14 protein-coding genes are annotated in these 17,374 nt (G+C 72.4%); all 14 read left to right on the forward strand.

Annotated elements, in window-relative coordinates; all coding sequences use genetic code 11:
• Window positions 1-15 precede the first annotated feature (15 nt).
• From AC0680_RS11045 to rfbC, 14 genes are read left to right on the forward strand one after another with little or no spacing between them, the layout of a single operon-like run.
• Complete coding sequence (locus AC0680_RS11045) at window positions 16-2,205, forward strand: bi-domain-containing oxidoreductase (RefSeq protein ID WP_478626860.1); 2,190 nt, start codon at window positions 16-18, stop codon at window positions 2,203-2,205.
• The gene (locus AC0680_RS11050) at window positions 2,202-4,193 is read left to right on the forward strand and encodes a heparinase II/III family protein (protein ID WP_478626862.1); all 1,992 of its coding nucleotides are present in this window, start codon (window positions 2,202-2,204) and stop codon (window positions 4,191-4,193) included. Before AC0680_RS11045 ends, AC0680_RS11050 begins: the two co-directional genes overlap by 4 nt.
• Window positions 4,194-4,202: 9 nt before the next feature.
• Window positions 4,203-5,735: a right-handed parallel beta-helix repeat-containing protein gene (locus tag AC0680_RS11055; RefSeq protein WP_478626863.1), complete on the forward strand. Its 1,533-nt coding sequence runs from the start codon at window positions 4,203-4,205 to the stop codon at window positions 5,733-5,735.
• Between the two features lies 1 nt (window position 5,736).
• The gene (locus AC0680_RS11060) at window positions 5,737-7,065 is read left to right on the forward strand and encodes an O-antigen ligase domain-containing protein (RefSeq protein WP_478627117.1); all 1,329 of its coding nucleotides are present in this window, start codon (window positions 5,737-5,739) and stop codon (window positions 7,063-7,065) included.
• A gap of 2 nt (window positions 7,066-7,067) precedes the next feature.
• Window positions 7,068-8,288 (forward strand): glycosyltransferase, encoded by a 1,221-nt coding sequence (locus AC0680_RS11065; protein WP_478626864.1) that lies wholly within the window; start codon window positions 7,068-7,070, stop codon window positions 8,286-8,288.
• Window positions 8,289-9,524 (forward strand): class I SAM-dependent methyltransferase, encoded by a 1,236-nt coding sequence (locus AC0680_RS11070; RefSeq protein ID WP_478626865.1) that lies wholly within the window; start codon window positions 8,289-8,291, stop codon window positions 9,522-9,524.
• A gap of 13 nt (window positions 9,525-9,537) precedes the next feature.
• Window positions 9,538-10,332 carry a sugar phosphate nucleotidyltransferase gene (locus tag AC0680_RS11075; RefSeq protein WP_478626866.1) on the forward strand — a complete coding sequence of 265 codons (795 nt, stop codon included), beginning with the start codon at window positions 9,538-9,540 and terminating at the stop codon, window positions 10,330-10,332.
• Complete coding sequence (locus tag AC0680_RS11080; protein ID WP_478626867.1) at window positions 10,329-11,006, forward strand: PIG-L deacetylase family protein; 678 nt, start codon at window positions 10,329-10,331, stop codon at window positions 11,004-11,006. The genes AC0680_RS11075 and AC0680_RS11080 overlap by 4 nt, the downstream gene beginning before the upstream one ends.
• Before the next feature lie 3 nt (window positions 11,007-11,009).
• A complete protein-coding gene (locus tag AC0680_RS11085) occupies window positions 11,010-12,035 on the forward strand; it encodes an NAD-dependent epimerase/dehydratase family protein (RefSeq protein WP_478626868.1) in 1,026 nt (341 codons plus the stop codon).
• Complete coding sequence (locus AC0680_RS11090; RefSeq protein WP_478626870.1) at window positions 12,032-13,306, forward strand: DUF4910 domain-containing protein; 1,275 nt, start codon at window positions 12,032-12,034, stop codon at window positions 13,304-13,306. Before AC0680_RS11085 ends, AC0680_RS11090 begins: the two co-directional genes overlap by 4 nt.
• 5 nt (window positions 13,307-13,311) lie before the next feature.
• On the forward strand, window positions 13,312-14,601 hold the full coding sequence (locus AC0680_RS11095) for a hypothetical protein (protein ID WP_478627119.1): 1,290 nt from the start codon (window positions 13,312-13,314) through the stop codon (window positions 14,599-14,601).
• Window positions 14,598-15,545: a glycosyltransferase family 2 protein gene (locus AC0680_RS11100; protein WP_478626871.1), complete on the forward strand. Its 948-nt coding sequence runs from the start codon at window positions 14,598-14,600 to the stop codon at window positions 15,543-15,545. The genes AC0680_RS11095 and AC0680_RS11100 overlap by 4 nt, the downstream gene beginning before the upstream one ends.
• Complete coding sequence (locus AC0680_RS11105; protein WP_478626873.1) at window positions 15,542-16,819, forward strand: polysaccharide pyruvyl transferase family protein; 1,278 nt, start codon at window positions 15,542-15,544, stop codon at window positions 16,817-16,819. Before AC0680_RS11100 ends, AC0680_RS11105 begins: the two co-directional genes overlap by 4 nt.
• The gene (gene rfbC, locus AC0680_RS11110; RefSeq protein ID WP_478626874.1) at window positions 16,816-17,367 is read left to right on the forward strand and encodes a dTDP-4-dehydrorhamnose 3,5-epimerase; all 552 of its coding nucleotides are present in this window, start codon (window positions 16,816-16,818) and stop codon (window positions 17,365-17,367) included. The genes AC0680_RS11105 and rfbC overlap by 4 nt, the downstream gene beginning before the upstream one ends.
• The last annotated feature ends 7 nt before the right edge of the window (window positions 17,368-17,374 follow it).

The following is a 17,374-nucleotide window of genomic DNA, read 5'->3' on the forward strand; positions in this document are numbered from 1 at the left end:
AACAAGGGGACTTCGGTGAAACAGGTTGTGCAGAACTACAAGAGCGGTGAGCTGGCGGTGCTCGACGTGCCGGTGCCGGGGTGCAAGCCGGGCGGTGTGCTGGTCCGCAGCGCCTACTCGCTGATCTCCACCGGGACCGAGCTCATGAAGGTCTCCGAGGCCGGTATGTCGATGCTGGGCAAGGCCCGCTCCCGGCCCGACCAGGTGGCCAAGGTCATGCAGAGCGTGGCCACCAACGGGGTGCCCGCCACCTACCGCAAGGTGATGGGCAAGCTGGACTCCTACACGCCGCTGGGCTACTCGCTGTGCGGGGTGGTCGAGCAGGTCGGCGCCGGCATCGACGACGTGAAGGTCGGCGACCTCGTGGCCTGTGCCGGCAACGAGCACGCGCTGCACGCCGAGCTGAACTGGGTGCCGAAGAACCTCTACGCCCCGGTCCCCGACGGCCTCGCGCCGCGGCACGCGGCCTTCGGCACCGTCGGGTCGATCGCGATGCAGGGCGTCCGCCGCGGCGAGCCGCAACTCGGCGACGTGGCGCTGGTCATCGGCCTCGGGCTGATCGGGCAGCTGGTGGTGCAGCTCCTCGCCGCCTCGGGGGTCCGCGTCGTCGGGGCCGACCCCGACCCGGTGCGCTGCGAGCTCGCCGAGCGGCTGGGCGCCGCGGCCTGCGGCGATCCCGCGTCCGCGGCCGTGGAGGCCGCCGTCGCCGAACTCACCGGCGGTCACGGCGTGGACCAGGTGTACCTGGCCGCGGGCGGCGGCAGCAATCAGCCCGTCGAGCTGGCCGCCCGGCTCTGCCGGGACCGCGGCCGGGTCGTCGACATCGGCAAGTGCCGCCTGGACCTGCCGTGGAACGCGTACTACGAGAAGGAACTCGACGTCCGGTTCTCCCGCTCCTACGGTCCCGGCCGCTACGACCCGGAGTACGAGATCGAGGGGCGGGACTACCCGATCGGCTATGTGCGCTGGACCGAGCGCCGCAACCTGGCGTGCTTCCTCGACCTCGTCGCCCGCGGCCGCGTCGACGTGGAGCCCTTGGTGTCCCACATCGCCGACTTCGACGACGCCGTCGAGACCTACCGGCGCCTGAAGGACGGCGAACTCAAGGCCGTGGCCGTGCTGTTCCGGTACCCCGAGCACGCTGAGGAAGGGGAAGCGAAGGCCCCGGCGGTGGCCGTGCCCGCGGTGCAGCGATCCGGCGGCAAAGCGCCCACGCCGGCCCGGGCCGCCAAGACGCCGGTGCGCCTCGCGTTCGTCGGCGCGGGGAACTACGCGACGTCGATGCTGCTGCCGCATCTGGCACGGCGCGACGGCGTCGAGTTGTCGACCGTCGTCACCACGACGGCGCTGTCCGCGGCCAACGCGCAGCGGAAGTTCGGCTTCGCCGAGGCGACCACCGATCTCGACGCCGTGCTCGGCGACGAGTCCATCGACGCGGTGTTCGTCGTCACCCGGCACAGCTCGCACGCCGACCTGACCCGGAAGGCGCTGCTCGCCGGCAAGACGGTGTTCGTGGAGAAGCCCCTGGCCCTCACCGAGGACGAGCTGGCCGGCGTGCTCGCGGCGGTGGAGGAGTCCGGCAACGACCGGCTGCAGGTGGGCTTCAACCGCCGGTTCGCGCCGCTGCTGCAGGAGGCCAGGAAGCGGTTCGGCGCCCGGACCGGTCCGGCGAGCCTGCGCTACCTGGTCAACGCGGGCCGCCTCGCGCACGGCAGCTGGTACCTCCAGCAGGGCGCCGAGGGCTCGCGGTTCGCCGGCGAGGGCGGACACTTCATCGACACGGCGAGCTGGCTGCTCGACGCCGACCCGGTGTCGGTGTACGCGGTCGCCACGTCCGGCAACGAGGACCTCCAGGTCGTCATGCGCTATCCGGACGGGTCCACCGCCACCATCAGCTATGTGACGACCGGCGCGCCCGGTTTCCCCAAGGAGACGCTGGACCTCGTCGCGGACGGCAAGGTGCTGCGGCTCGACGACTTCGTCCGTGCCTCGGTGTACAGCAGCAAGCGGTGGGTCAGTTCGCGGCTGCCCAAGGCCCGGGACAAGGGCCAGGAGGCCGAACTGGCCGCGTTCGTCAAGGCCGTGCGGACCGGCGGGCCGATGCCGGTGCCGCTTCAGTCGCTGGTCGCCACCACGGCGGCCACCCTCGCCGTGCAGGTCGGCCTGGCCGGCGGCGCGCCGGTGACGTTGGCGAGGACGCGATGACCATGAGCGCGGGCTGGTACTTGCGGCGGCTGTCCCGGATGGGGCCGCGGGAGGTCGGCGGCCGGCTGGGCGACGCGGTGCGCAGGCGGCGGTGGCGGTCGGCGCTGCCGGACTGCCCGAGCGTGACCGGCGCCCGGTTCACCGCGGTACTGCCCGCCGGGACGATCGACGCGGTGCCACCGGACGCCGCGAAGCGCCTCATCGCCGAGGCGGACCGGCTGATGGCCGGGCACGCCGAGTTCTTCGGGGTGGTCCGAGACGACCTGGCCGACCCGGACTGGTGGTACGACCCGAAGACCGGGCGCCGGGCTCCGTGGGGCTACGCCTTCGACGTGCCGTACCGCGAGGAGGACGCGGTCGGGGACATCAAGCAGATCTGGGAGCCGTCCCGGCATCAGTACCTCACCGTGCTCGCCGCCGCCTACGCGATCACCGGGGACGAGCGGTACGCCGAGCGCGTGGCCGAGCACCTGCGGACGTGGTGGGCGGCCAACGCGCCGCTGCGCGGAGTGCACTGGATCAGCGGCATCGAGCTGGGGATCCGGCTGCTGTCCTGGGTGTGGATCCGCCGGCTGCTCGACGGCTGGCCGGGCGTGGCCGGGCTGTTCGAGGACAACCCGGTGGCGCACAACCAGATCTGGCACCACCAGCGCTGGCTGGTCGCCTTCCCCAGCCGGGGGTCCTCGGCGAACAACCACGTCATCGCCGAGGCCGCCGGGCAGTTCGCCGCGGCCTGCGCGTTCGACTGGTTCCCCTCCTCGGCGCGTTGGCGAGCCGGCGCGCTGCGGTCGCTGGAGCGGCATCTGCGCGGCAACACCTTCGACTCCGGCCTCAACCGCGAGCTGGCCACCGAGTACCACGGACTGGTGCTGGAGCTCGGCCTGGCCGCGGTGGCCGAGGCCGATGCCGCCGGTGTGCCGGTACCCGAGTCGATCCGGCTGGTGCTGCTGCGGATGACCGACGCGCTCGCGGCCGTCGTGGACGGCCGGCTGCGGCCGCCGCGCCAGGGGGACGCGGACGACGGGCACGGTCTGGTCGTGGACGGCGCGGGCACCGACCGCTGGGCCTCGCTGCTGGCCACCGGGGACGCCGTGTTCGGCCGGCTCGCCTGGTGGCCCGCGGCGGGTGGCACCGATGTGCGCACCCCGCTCCTTGCCGCGCTCATCCGGCCGTACGCGAAGCAGGCAACCGCACCGGCCGTGACCCGCCCGGCGAGCCGACCGGGCCACTTCGCCGACGCAGGCATGACCATCCTGCGCGGTCGGGGACGGACGGCGGAGATCTGGTGCCGCTGCGACGGCGGTCCGCACGGGTTCTTGTCCATCGCCGCGCACGCCCACGCCGACGCGCTGTCCGTGGAGGTCCGGCACGACGGGGTCGACGTGCTCGCCGACCCGGGGACGTTCTGCTACCACGGGCAGCCCGAATGGCGGCAGTACTTCCGGTCGACCCTCGGCCACAACACCCTGCAGTTCGACGGCCGTGACCAGTCCGTCTCCGGCGGCCCGTTCCTGTGGACCCGGCATGCCCGCAGCCGCGTCCTAATCGCGGACACCTCCGGCGCCTCCGACGGGGGGACGGCGCGCTGGTGTGCCGAGCACGACGGTTACCAGCGCTCCGTGCACCGCCGCCGGGTGGAGCTGACCGCCCAGAGCCAGGAGCTGCGGGTGGTCGACGAGGTGCGCGGCGATCGCGGGGCCGTGCGCCTGGCGTTCCACCTCGGCCCGGCGATCACCGCGGACCTGGTGGACAACCGGGCGGCGCTCACCTGGACCCGGGACGGCGAGGACCGCTCCGCGGTGCTCGACCTGCCCGGGGAGCTGTCCTGGCGGGCGCACCGCGGCGAGAGCGACCCGCCGCTGGGCTGGTACTCCGCCGGCTTCGGGCGCAAGGAACCCGCCACCACGCTGGTCGGCACCGCCCTCCTCGGACAGCACAGCGCCGACGGCGTGCAGGGGTTCACCACCGTCCTCAGGTTCCGCGGCTAGGGGGGACGCGTGGTGATCAAGAGACGGCACTGGGCGTTGCCGGTGGCACCGCTGGCGCTCGCCCTGCTGGCGACCGGCTGTGTGAGCACGCCGGGCACCCCGGCGGCGGAGCCGACCGTTGCACCCTCCGTGTCCGTGGCCCGGTCCGTGGCCCGGGTGTGCGCCAAGCCGGCAGCCGGGCCGGCGAAGGCGCCGGCGGGTGCGGTGACGGTCGACCCCGCGGTGGTCGGTGACCTGGCCGCGAAGACCCGGAGCAGCCCCCCGAACACCACGTTCTGGCTTCGACCGGGCAGGCACAGGCTCGAGCCGGACCGCTACTCCCAGGTCGTCCCCAAGAAGGGGGACCGCTACCTCGGCGCGCCGGGCGCGGTGCTCGACGGCGGGAAGACCAACCAGTACGCGTTCGGCGGCACCGCCCGCGACGTCACCATCCGCTACCTGACCGTGCAGCGTTTCGTCGCGCCGCACAACGAGGGCGTGGTCAACCACGACTCGGCCGACGGGTGGGTGATCGAGCACGCGACGATCCAGTACAACTCCGGCGCCGGGCTGATGGCCGGTGCCCGCCAACGGGTCCGCGCCAGCTGCCTGCGCGGCAACGGGCAGTACGGAATGAACGCGTACAAGGCCGGTGGCCCCCTCAGCCACCTGGTGGTCGAGGGCAACGAGATCGTGGCCAACAACACCGCCGACTGGGAGCGGCGGCGGCCGGGCTGCGGCTGCACCGCGGGCGTGAAGTTCTGGGCCGTCAACGGCGCCGACGTACGCGGCAACTGGGTGCACGACAACCGCGGCGCCGGGTTGTGGGCGGACACCAACAACAACGACTTCCGCATCGAGAACAACGTGCTGGAGGCCAACGACGGTGCCGCACTGATCTATGAGACCAGCTACAACGCGGTCGTCCGGAAGAACACGATCCGGCGGAACAACTGGGTCGAGGGCCGCGGGTCCGCCGACCGCGGCGACAGCTTCCCCTTCGCGACCGTCTACCTGTCCGAGGCCGGCGGCGAACCACGGATCAAGGCCCGCACGGACAAGATCGAGATCTACCGCAACGTGCTGGAGAACAACTGGTCCGGAATCACCCTGTGGGAGAACGCCGACCGGTTCTGCAACAGCCCGGCCAACACCTCGTCCGGCGACTGCACGTTGCTGGTGCGGCACTCCGACCGCTGCACGCGGCCGGCGATCGCCACCGCACCGCGCTACGCCGACTGCCGGTGGAAGACCCAGCGGGTGGACATCCACGACAACCGCTTCGTGCTGGACAAGTCCGTCGTCGAGTGCACGGTGAAGTGCGACCGCATGGCGGTGCTGGCCAACTACGGCACCTATCCGGACTGGTCGCCGTACCAGGGCGAGCGGGTGGCCGAGGCGATCACCCACGAGCAGCACAACCGCTGGCACGACAACGTCTACCTCGGGCCGTGGAAGTTCGTCGCCCACGACCCGAGCCGGGTGCTGGACTTCGGGCAGTGGCAGGCCACGCCCTACCGGCAGGACGCGGGCAGCACCCTCGACCCACGGGCCGGTGGTTGAGATGGGCGGGGACCTGCGGCGCGGTGGGCTGCCGGGCGGACCGGACACGACGGGCACGCGGTCCGGCGGCGAACCGCGCCTTGCCGCCACACCGAAGACCGTCGGAGTCGTCTGGGGGCTGCTGGTCCTCAACACGCTCGGCTCCGCCGGGGCGAAGACCATCATCCCGCTGCCCCGCTCCCTCATCCAGTTGGTCACCATGGGCGCGCTGGTCGCCGCGTTCGCGCTGGCGCTCGCGCTCAATGCCCGGCTGCGCATCCGGGCCAGCGCCTTCGTCTTCCTGCTCACCCTGCTGCTGGTGCCGAGCGTGATCTCCAGCGTGCACCTGGAGTCCGGGTTCGGCGCGCTGTTCCGCTGCGCCCGGCTGGCTCTCTTCATCGGCACGCTGTGGCTGCTCAGCCGCTGGTGGGACGGCAGCCCGACGTTCGTCCGGCACCACATCCGGATGTACTTCGCGGTGCTCGGGTCGGTCGCCGCCGGCGCGGTCGTCTCACCGGGCGCGGCCATGCCCGAGCTCTACGGCGGGCGGCTGGTCGGCGCGTTGTGGCCGCTCACCCCGCCGCAGATCGGACAGTACGCGGCGGTGATCAGCGGGCTCACCGTGCTGCTCGTACTGGGCCGCCGGACCGACAGGGCCGGCGCGGCGGTCGTCATCGTGCCCTCGCTCGTCCTGCTCGCGTTGACCCATACCCGCACGGCCACGCTCGGCCTGCTCATCGGGCTGGCGTTGGCGATCGGCTCGCTCGTTCTGACCAGCGCCGCCGCCCGCCGGTTCTTCACCTGGGCGGTGCTGTGCGCCGCCGTGGCCGCGGTGGGGTTCGGCTCCGCGCTACGGGCGTGGTTCCTGCGCGGGCAGAGCCAGGAGTACCTGACCAGCCTCACCGGTCGGCAAAAGGTCTGGGACGCCCTGCTGGCCGCCCCCCGGACGACCTCGGAGCAACTGTTCGGCGTGGGCCTGGGCGACAAGTCGTTCGGCGGGCTGCCGATCGACAACAGCTGGCTGGCCGTCTACCAGGAGCAGGGCCTGATCGGCATCGCCCTGGTGGCGGCGATCATCATCGTCCTCGGCGGTGTCGCGTTGCTGCGGCCACCGTCGCTGCCGAGGGCCTGTGCGATCTTCCTGATCAGCTACTGCGCGATCGCGTCGTACACCGAGGCCGGGCTGGGCGACGCCTCGCCCTATCTGCTGCATCTGGCCGTGGCCGCCTCGCTGTTGACGGCGCCCGCCGCGGCCCCGCCCCTCGCGACGCCCGACGTCCCCCGACTCTCGACGCCCGAGGTCCCCCGACGACGCATCCCGCGCTGGGCCCGGAAAACGGAGGTGACCTGAGCATGCACGTCCTCGTGGTGCACAACCGCTACGCCTCGGCGCAGCCGAGCGGGGAGAACAAGGTCGTCGACCAGGAGGTGGCGCTGCTGCGCGGGGCCGGCCACCGGGTCGAGGTGTTCGAGCGGCGCAGCGACACCATCGCCGGCCGGTCCCTGCTCGCCAAGGCCGCGGTGCCGCTGCTCGTGCCGTGGAACCCGGCGGTCCGCAAGGAGCTGGCCGCCCGGCTTCGCACCGAGCGACCGGACGTGGTCCACGTCCACAACGTCTTCCCGCTGCTGTCGCCCGCGGTGCTGGCCGCCTGCGCCGACGCCGGCGTGCCCGCCGTCGCCACGCTGCACAACTACACCCAGGTCTGCCCACCCGGCACGCTGCAGCGCGACGGCCGGCCGTGCACCGAGTGCGTCGGAACGGCGCCGCTGCCCGCCGTCCGGCACGGCTGCTACCGCAACTCCCGTCTTGCGACGGTGCCGCTCGCGGTCAGCCTGTCGGTCAACCGGCGGCGGTGGTGGTCCGGCGTGGAGCGGTTCTTCTGCATCTCCGCGGCGCAGCGCGACGTCCTGGTGGGGGCCGGCATGCCGGCCGAGCGGCTGGCGGTGAAGCACAACTTCGTGCCCGACCCGGACGCCCGCCGGGCGGGCGCCGGCGAGCACCTGCTCTATCTCGGCCGGCTCGCGGAGGCCAAGGGCGTGCGGCTGCTCATGGCCGCATGGGACGAGATCGCAGCGGGCGGCGGTGTGGGCGTGCCGCTCGTGCTCGCCGGCACGGGGCCGCTGGAGCGGGAGGTGACCGCCTGGGCGGCCGGGCGGGGCGACGTGCGCTACGTCGGCCTGTACGACACGGCGCAGTGCCAGAAGGCCATCGCGCGGTCGGTCGCCGTGGTGGCGCCCTCGACGTGGCTGGAGGCGTTCGGCCTGGTGGTCGTGGAGGCGATGGCGGCTGGAGTGCCGACCGTCGCCGCCGGTCACGGCGCCTTCGTCGAACTCGTCGAGGACGGCGTCACCGGGCTGCTGCACCGGCCGGGCGAGCCCGCCTCGCTCGCGTCCTGCATACGCCGGATCGCGGCCGAGCCGGCCCGCAACCGGGAGATGGGCCAGGCGGCCCGGCGCCGTTACGAGCAGGGCTTCAGTCCGGCCGTCGGCCTGGAGCGCCTGGTGGAGGGGTACCGCACCGCGATCGCGGTGCGGACGGAATCACTGGGGGAACCAATCAATGGGGGGCAGTAAATGACAAGTTGCCGACTCTGCGGCTCGGCGACGCTGGCGAGCGTCGTCGATCTGGGGGCGACCCCGCCGTGTGAGAGCTTTCTCGCCGCGGACCAACTGGACGAGCCGGAGCCCGCGTACCCGCTGCACCTGCGGGTCTGCACCGACTGCTGGCTGGCGCAGATCCCTCCGCTGATCACGCCGGAGGAGACGTTCAAGGAGTACGCGTACTTCTCCTCGTACTCGACCTCCTGGGTGGAGCACGCACGCACCTTCGTCGCCGACGCCGTACAGCGGGTGGGTCTCGGCCCCGACTCCTTCGTGGTCGAGGTCGCGAGCAACGACGGGTATCTGCTCAGGCACGTGGTGGACCGGGGGATCCGCTGCCTGGGCATCGAGCCGTCGGTGAACGTCGGCGCCGCGGCACGCGACGCGGGTGTGCCCACGCTCACGGAGTTCCTGAGCCCGGACACCGGCTCGGCCGTCCGCGCCGAGCACGGCCCGGCGGACCTGGTCGTGGCCAACAACGTGTACGCGCACATCCCCGACGTGGTCGGGTTCACCCAGGGGCTGCGCGCCCTGGTCGCCGACGACGGCTGGGTCTCCATCGAGGTGCAGCACCTGCTGACCCTGATCGAGGACAACCAGTACGACACGATCTACCACGAGCACTTCCAGTACTACACGGTCGCCTCCGCGATCCGGGCCCTCGCCAGCGGCGGACTGGCGCTCGTGGACGTCGAGTTGCTGCCCACCCACGGCGGCTCCATCCGGCTGTGGGCCCGGCCGGCCGAGGTGGCAGGCGCGCCGTCGCAGGCGGTCGCCGACGTACTGGACCGCGAAAAGGCGGCGGGCCTCGGCGAGCTGTCCGGCTACACCGAGTTCTCCGCGCGGGTCGCCAAGGTCCGCCGCGACCTGCTCAAGTTCCTCGTCGAGGCGGCCGAGCAGGGCAGGACGGTCGTCGGCTACGGCGCCCCCGGCAAGGGCAACACCCTGCTCAACCACTGCGGCATCCGGCCCGACCTGCTCGCGTACACGGTCGACCGGAACCCCTACAAGCACGGCCGGTTCACCCCCGGCACCCGCATCCCGATCCTGGCGCCCGAACAGATCGCCGCCGATCGGCCGGACTACGTCCTCGTCCTGCCGTGGAACCTGCGGACCGAACTGGTCGAGCAGCTGTCGTACGTCCACGAGTGGGGCGGCCGTCTCGTCTTTCCCATCCCGGAACTGAGCATCGTCGAGGTCACGTCGTGAAAGAGGTCACAGCATGAAGGTGGTTCTGTTCTGCGGCGGCTACGGGATGCGGATGCGCAGCGGCGCCGCGGACGACGTGCCCAAGCCGATGGCGATGGTCGGCCCCAGGCCGCTGATCTGGCACGTCATGCGCTACTACGCGCACTTCGGGCACACCGAGTTCATCCTGTGCCTCGGCTACGGCGCCCACCACATCAAGGACTTCTTCCTCCACTACGAGGAGACGACGTCCAACGACTTCGTCCTGCGCGGCGGCCGCACCGAGCTGTTGTCGACCGACATATCGGACTGGACGATCACGTTCGCCCAGACCGGCATCGAGTCGCCGATCGGGGAGCGCCTGCGCCGGGTGCGCCATCACCTCGACGGCGACGAGATGTTCCTCGCCAACTACGCCGACGTGCTCACCGACGCCCCGCTGCCCGAGATGATCGACCGGTTCGAGCAGCGTGACGCCGGTGCGTCAATGATGGTCGTGCCGCCCCAATCGTCCTTCCACTGCGTCGAGTTGGGCGAGGACGGCCTGGTCGGCGGGATCACCGCGGTGAGCGAACTGCCGCTGTGGGAGAACGGCGGCTACTTCGTGCTCCGCCAGGAAGTCTTCGACCACATACCTGAGAACGGTGACCTCGTCGCCGACGGCTGCGCCCAACTCGCCAAGCAGGGAAGGCTCGTGGCACATCAGCACCGCGGCTTCTGGAAGCCGACCGACACCGTGAAGGAACGGGCCGCGCTCGACGCCGCCTACGCCCGGGGCGAGCGCCCGTGGGCCGTGTGGGAGCGGGACGGCGCCGGGGTGAGCGCGTGATCCGGCTCGGGGCCGGCCCCCTGAACCGGATCGTCGCGGTGGGCGCGCACTGCGACGACATCGCCATCGGTGCCGGCGGCACGCTGCTGACGCTGTGCCGCGCACGGCCGGGACTCCGCGTCGACGCCCTGGTGCTGTCCGGTGGCGGCACCGAGCGCGAGCAGGAGGAGAAGGCCGCCCTCGCGGCCTTCTGCCCCGGCGCCGACCTGCGCCTGACCGTGCTCAAACTGGCGGACGGCCGGATGCCCGTGCACTGGGACGAGGCCAAGGCCGCCGTCGAGGACCTGCGCGCACAGGCCGACCCGGACCTGATCCTGGCCCCGCGCACCGACGACGCGCACCAGGACCACCGGGGCCTCGCGCAGCTGATCCCCACCGCGTTCCGCGACCACCTCGTGCTCGGCTACGAGATCGTCAAGTGGGACGGCGACCTCGGCCGGATGGCCGCGTACCAGCCGCTGTCCCCCGAGATCGCCGAACAGAAGGTACGGCTGCTGCAGGAGCACTACCCCTCGCAACGGCACCGGCCCTGGTACGACCGCGAGGCCTTCCTGGGTCTCGCCCGGATCCGCGGCATCGAATGCCACGCCCGCTACGCCGAGGCGTTCGCCGTCACCAAACTCACGCTCGACCTGGGCGCTTTCGCCCCGGGCACTTCCAATCTGGGGGAATGAACCTTGCGCGTACTGCTGACCGGACACCAGGGCTACCTGGGCACCGTGATGGCCCCGGTCCTCAAGGCCGCGGGACACGACGTCGTCGGCCTCGACTCCGGCCTGTTCGCCGACTGCGTCCTCGGCCCGGCACCCGCCGACCCGCAGGGGCACCGCGTCGACCTGCGTGACGTCACCGCCGAGCACGTGGCCGGGGTGGACGCCGTGATCCACCTCGCCGCGCTCTCCAACGACCCGCTCGGATCGCTCGCGCCGCAGCTCACCTACGACATCAACCACCACGCCTCCGTCCACCTCGCCCGACTGGCCCGCGACGCCGGTGTGAAGCGGTTCCTCTACGCGTCCACCTGCTCGGTCTACGGCGCGGCGGGCGGCGACGAACTCGTCGGCGAGGACGCCCCGTTGCGCCCCGTGACGCCGTACGCGGAGTCCAAGGTGCGGGTGGAGGACGACCTGCACGCACTGGCCGACGGCGACTTCACCCCGGTGTTCATGCGCAACGCCACCGCCTTCGGCCACTCGCCCCGGCTGCGCGCCGACATCGTGCTGAACAACCTGGTGGGCCACGCCCTGCTGTCCGGCGAGGTGCTGGTGCTCTCCGACGGCACCCCCTGGCGCCCGCTGGTGCACGCCGCCGACATCGCACGGGCCTTCACGGCCGCGCTGACCGCGCCGCGCGAAGCGGTGCACGACCGGGCGTTCAACATCGGCAGCGAGACCAACAACGTCACGGTCGCCGAGATCGCCGAACAGGTCGCCGAGGCGGTGTCCGGCGCGAAGGTGGTGATCACGGGGGAGACCGGTGCCGATCCGCGGTCGTACCGGGTGGACTTCTCCCGGTTCCGCGATGCGATCCCCGGCTTCGACTGCGAATGGACGGTGAAGCAGGGCGCGCTCGAACTCGCCGACGCCTACCGGAAGTTCGACCTGACCCGGGAGGACTTCGAGCGACGCTTCACCCGCCTCGCCGTGCTGCGCGCGGCGTCCGACGCCGGCACCGTCGACGACACCCTGCGGCGGCGCCGATGACCACGCCCGGCGAAGAGATGTACGCGCTGGTGGAGCGGCTGTACCCGCTCTGCCGGAGCATCACCGGCGACGGTGTGCGCGCCACCCTGGAGATCGTCGGCGAGTACGTCCCGCTGCGGGTGCACGAGGTACCGACCGGGACGCAGGTGCTCGACTGGACGGTGCCGCAGGAGTGGAACATCCGCGACGCCTACGTCGCCGACACCGCCGGCAACCGGGTCGTCGACTTCGCCGCGTCCAGCCTGCACGTGCTCGGCTACAGCGTGCCGGTGTCGCGGACCATGCCGCTCGCCGAGCTGCGCGAACACCTCCACACCCTTCCCGACCACCCGACGTGGGTGCCGTACCGCACCAGCTACTACCAGCCGGAATGGGGATTCTGCCTGGCCCAGGAGACCCTGGACGCGCTGCCGGACGGCGAGTACGAGGTGCGCATCGACTCCACTCTCGCGGACGGCCATCTCACCTACGCCGAGCACGTCGTGCCCGGGCAGGTCCCCGACGAGGTGATCGTCTCCTGCCACGTCTGCCACCCGTCGCTGGCCAACGACAACCTGGCCGGTATCGCGGTGGCGACGTTCCTGGCCCGTGCGCTGGCACAGGAAACGCCGTACTACACCTACCGGTTCCTGTTCGCGCCCGGCACCATCGGGGCGATCACCTGGCTGGCCCGCAACGCGGAGCGGGTGGACCGGGTCAAGCACGGGCTCGTGCTGGCCTGCGCCGGGGACCCGGGCCAACTGACGTACAAGCAGAGCAGGCGAGGCGACGCGGAGATCGACCGCGTGCTGCGGCACGTCCTCGCCGCCTCCGAACGTCCGCACCGCGTCGCCGAGTTCACTCCGTACGGCTACGACGAGCGGCAGTTCTGCTCGCCCGGGTTCGATCTCGGGGTGGGCTCGCTCACCCGGACCCCGTACGCCGGCTACCCCGAGTACCACACCTCGGCGGACAACCTGGACTTCGTCTCCCCGGAGGCGATGGCGGACACCCTCGCCGTCTGCCGCGAGGCATTCGCCGTGCTGGACCGCAACCGGCGGTACGTCAACCTCAGTCCCTACGGCGAACCGCAGCTGGGCCGGCGTGGGTTGTACGACTCGCTCGGCGGCCGCAGCGACGCCAGGCAGGCCCAGATGGCCATGCTCTGGGTGCTCAGCCTCTCCGACGGCGAGCACGGTCTGCTGGACGTCGCCGAGCGGTCCGGCCTGCCGTTCGACACCGTCGCCGCCGCGGCCGGTGCCCTGCACGGCGCCGGGCTGATCAAGGCATGACGCCGATGACCACCGAGGGGGAGAAGGCGACGGCACCGGCCGGATCCGTCCGGCGGGCCTTCGTCGGCCGGCTGTCCTGGGGGCTGGCCGACCAGGCGGCCTCCAGCATCAGCAACTTCGCGGTGGGGATCTATGTGGCGCGCTCGCTGGGGGTGACCGCGTTCGGCGTGTTCAGCCTGGCCTGGGTGACGTACGGCGTGGTGCTCAACGTCTCCCGGGGGCTGGCCACCGATCCGCTCGTGGTGCGCTTCAGCGGCGTGCCGGACGCGTCCTGGCGCGGGGCGGTGGCCCGGTCGTCGGGTACCGCGCTCGGCGTCGGTGCCGCCATCGGCGCGGCGTGTCTGGTGGTCGGCCTCGCGCTCGGCGGGCGCGTGGGGCCCGCGTTCGCCTGCCTCGGTGTCATGCTGCCGGGGCTGTTGCTCCAGGACGCCTGGCGGTACGCCTTCTTCGCCGCCGGCGCCGGGCGGAAGGCGTTCGTGAACGACGTCGTGTGGGGCGTCGCCCTCGTCCCGGCCATGGTCGTGGCGGCCCGCGTGGGCAGCGTGGCCGCCTTCGTGCTCGCCTGGGGCGCCTCCGCCGCGGTGGCCGCGGGGTACGGCTACGTCCAGTCCGGCATCCTGCCCCGGACGGCCCGGGCACGCGCGTGGCTGCGCGAGCAACGCGACCTCGGCTACCGGTACCTGGTCGAGAACGTCAGCCTCAGCGGCGCGAGCCAGCTGCGGGCGTACGGGCTCGGCGCGATCGCCGGGGTCGGCGCGGTGGGTGCGGTCCGGGGCGCCGAGCTCCTGCTCGGCCCGTTCCTCGCCGTGCTGATGGGTCTGTCGCTGGTCACGGTCGCGGAGGCGGCGCGGGTGCTGCGGCGGGCCCCGCACCGCCTCGGCACGTTCTGCCTCCTGCTGGGCGGCGGGCAGGCCGTCGCCGCGCTGCTCTGGGGCGGGGCGCTGCTGCTGATCCCGGACCGGCTCGGCGAGCTCGTGCTCGGCGACGTCTGGCACTCCGCCGCACAGCTCATCGTGCCGGTGACCCTCGGCGTCGCGGGCGCCGGCCTCGGCACCGGCGCGGCGGCGGGGCTGCGCGCGCTCGCCGCGGCCCGGCGCAGCCTGCGCTGCCAGCTGTTCGCCTCCGCCTGCTACGTCGCGGGCGGGCTCGGCGGGGCGGCCCTGGCCGGCCCGGTCGGCTCGGCCTGGGGGGTCGCCGCCGCCACCCTCGCTGGCTCGGCGGTGTGGTGGCTCCAGTTGCGGTCCGCCCTGCGCGAGCGCCTGAAAGAACCCATCCCTGAAGTGAGGACGTCATGACCGCCCATCCCCGGCTGAGCATCGGCCTGCCCGTGTACAACGGCGAGGAGTACTTGGCCGAATCACTCGACGCCCTGCTCGGCCAGACCTACGAGGACTTCGAGCTGGTCGTCTCCGACAACGCCTCCACCGACGGCACCGAGGACATCTGCCGCAAGTACGCCGCTCAGGACTCCCGCATCCGGTACGTCCGGCTGCTCCGGAACATCGGGGCCGCACCCAACCACAACTACGTGTTCACCCAGTGCCGCGGCGAGCTGTTCAAGTGGGCCTCGCACGACGACCTCTACGCCAGGGACCTGCTGCGGCGCTGCGTGGAGGCGCTGGACGAGCGGCCGGACGTGGTCCTCGCGCACTCCGACCAGGCGGTCATCGACGGCGAAGGGCAGGTGAAGGTCCCGTACGAGTACGGGCTCGCCACCGCCTCGCCGCACGCACCGGAGCGCCTCCGCAGTTTCCTGTTCGAACCCGGTGGCGACGACTTCTACGGGGTGATGCGCGCCGAGATGCTGCGCCGGGTGAAGCCGCACGACAGCTACCACCACGCCGACCGGACGTTCGTCGCCGAGATCGTCCTGCACGGTCCCTTCCATCAGGTGCCGGAGCTGTTGTACTTCCGCCGCGACCACCCCACCCGCGCCGAGCGGGCGAACCCTTCCAAGCGCTCCCGGTGCGTCAACCTCGACCCGCGCCGGGCGGGCCCGCTGCACCCGACGCCGCGGCTGCTCGCCGAGTACGTCTGGGGCTTCGCCTCGGCCATTCGGCGGGCGCCGCTCTCCGCGGCCGACCGGCGGGCCTGCTACCGCCACTTGGCCGCGTGGATGACCAGCCGGGTGCGGCCGGGCGCCGGCGAGCGCGTCGAGGACCGCGCCCCGGTCGACCCGGCGAAGCTCACCGTCTCCGTCGACGCCCTCGTCGCCGGCCGCGAGGGGCGGCAGACATGACAACTCCGGTACGCGTCGGGGTGTTCGGCCTGCTCGGCTCCGGCAACCTCGGCAACGACGGGTCGCTGGAGGCCGTGCTCGGCTACCTCCGCGCGGAGCACCCGGAGGCGGTCGTGGACGCGCTGTGCGGAGGCCCCGAGGCCGTCGCGGCCCGGTACGGGATCCCCGCGACGCGGCTGCACTGGTACCGAGGGGAGTACCGGACCGCGTCGCGCGCGGGCGCGATCGCGGCGAAGGCCCTCGGCAAACTCGTCGACGCCGCCCGGACCGCCGCCTGGGTGCGCCGGCACGACGTGGTGATCGTGCCGGGCATGGGCGTCCTGGAGGCCACGCTGCCGCTGCGGCCGTGGGGCTTCCCGTACGCGCTGTTCCTGCTCTGCGCATCCGGCCGGCTGTTCGGCACCCGGGTCGCGCTGGTCGGCGTCGGCGCCGCCCCGATCGGCAACCGGCCGACCCGGTCCCTGGTGCGCTGGTCGGCGCGGCTGGCCGCGTACCGCTCGTACCGGGACGCGCCATCCCGCGACGCGATGCGGGAGATGGGCGTGGACACCGCGCGCGACGCCGTCCACCCGGACCTGGCCTTCGCCCTGCCGGCGCCGCGGAAACGGGACATCCCCGGCTCGGAGCTTGTCGGAGAGCTTGGGGAAGCGCCCTCAGCGCCTGTTCCGAGTCCGCCGGGCCCGGTCTGCGTCGGTGTCATGGCCTTCCACGGCGGCAACGACGACCGCGCCCGGGCCGAGGAGATCCACCGGCGCTACCTCGACGGGACGACCCGCTTCGTCCGCGCGCTGGCCGAGGACGGCAGGCCGGTCCGGCTGCTCACCGGCGACGAGTGCGATGCGCCGGTGGTCGCCGCGATCCTCGACGCGGTGGACTCGCCGCTGGTCACCGCCGCCGAGACGGCCTCGCTGGCCGACCTGATGAAGGAGATGGCGGCTGCCGACACCGTGGTGGCGACCCGCTACCACAACCTGATCTGCGCGCTGAAGGTCGGCGTGCCCACGCTCGCACTCAGCTATGCGGCCAAGAGCGACGCGCTCATGGCCCAGATGGGCCTCGCCGCGTACTGCCACCCGGCCCGCGAGGTCGACGCCGACCGGCTGCTCGTACAGTTCCGGGCGCTGGAGCGGCGATCGGCGGAGCTGCGGCGGACTCTCGACGAGCGGAACGCGGTGGCCGCCCGGCGCCTCGAGGACCAGTTCACCGAGTTGACCGCGGCCCTGTTCCCGGCGACCACCCAGGCCCACGCCCACACCATCCGGGAGGCTCCATGAAAGCGACCGCAGTCCCGGCGATCGACGGCGCATACCTCTTCGAGCCGACCCCGTACGCCGATGAACGCGGCTTCTTCTGCCGCACCTTCGACGCCGACGTGGTCCGCTCGGTGGGCATCGACCCGAACGCCTTCATCCAGGACAGCCTGTCCCGCTCGGCCCGGGGCGTGCTGCGCGGCCTCCATCTGCGCTCCGGCGCCGGCGAGGCCAAGCTGGTGCGCTGCTCGTACGGGAAGATCTTCGACGTCGTCGTCGACCTGCGGCCCGGCTCACCGACCTACCGCAACATGGCCTCCTTCGAGCTGTCCGGCGAGACACAGACGACCCTGTACATCCCGGCGGGATGCGCCCACGGCTTCCAGGCGCTGACCGAAACCGCCGACACCTCGTACCGGATCGACCGCCCGCACGATCCGGCCGAGGACGTGACGATCGCCTTCGACGACCCGGAGCTCGCCGTTCCCTGGCCGCTTGTGCCCACATCGATGTCCGAGCGGGACCGGAGGGCGCCGAGCCTCGCCGAGGTCCTGAAGCAGAAGGAGAGCTGAAGTCGCC

Source organism: Streptomyces sp. NPDC043738 (assembly GCF_056436545.1).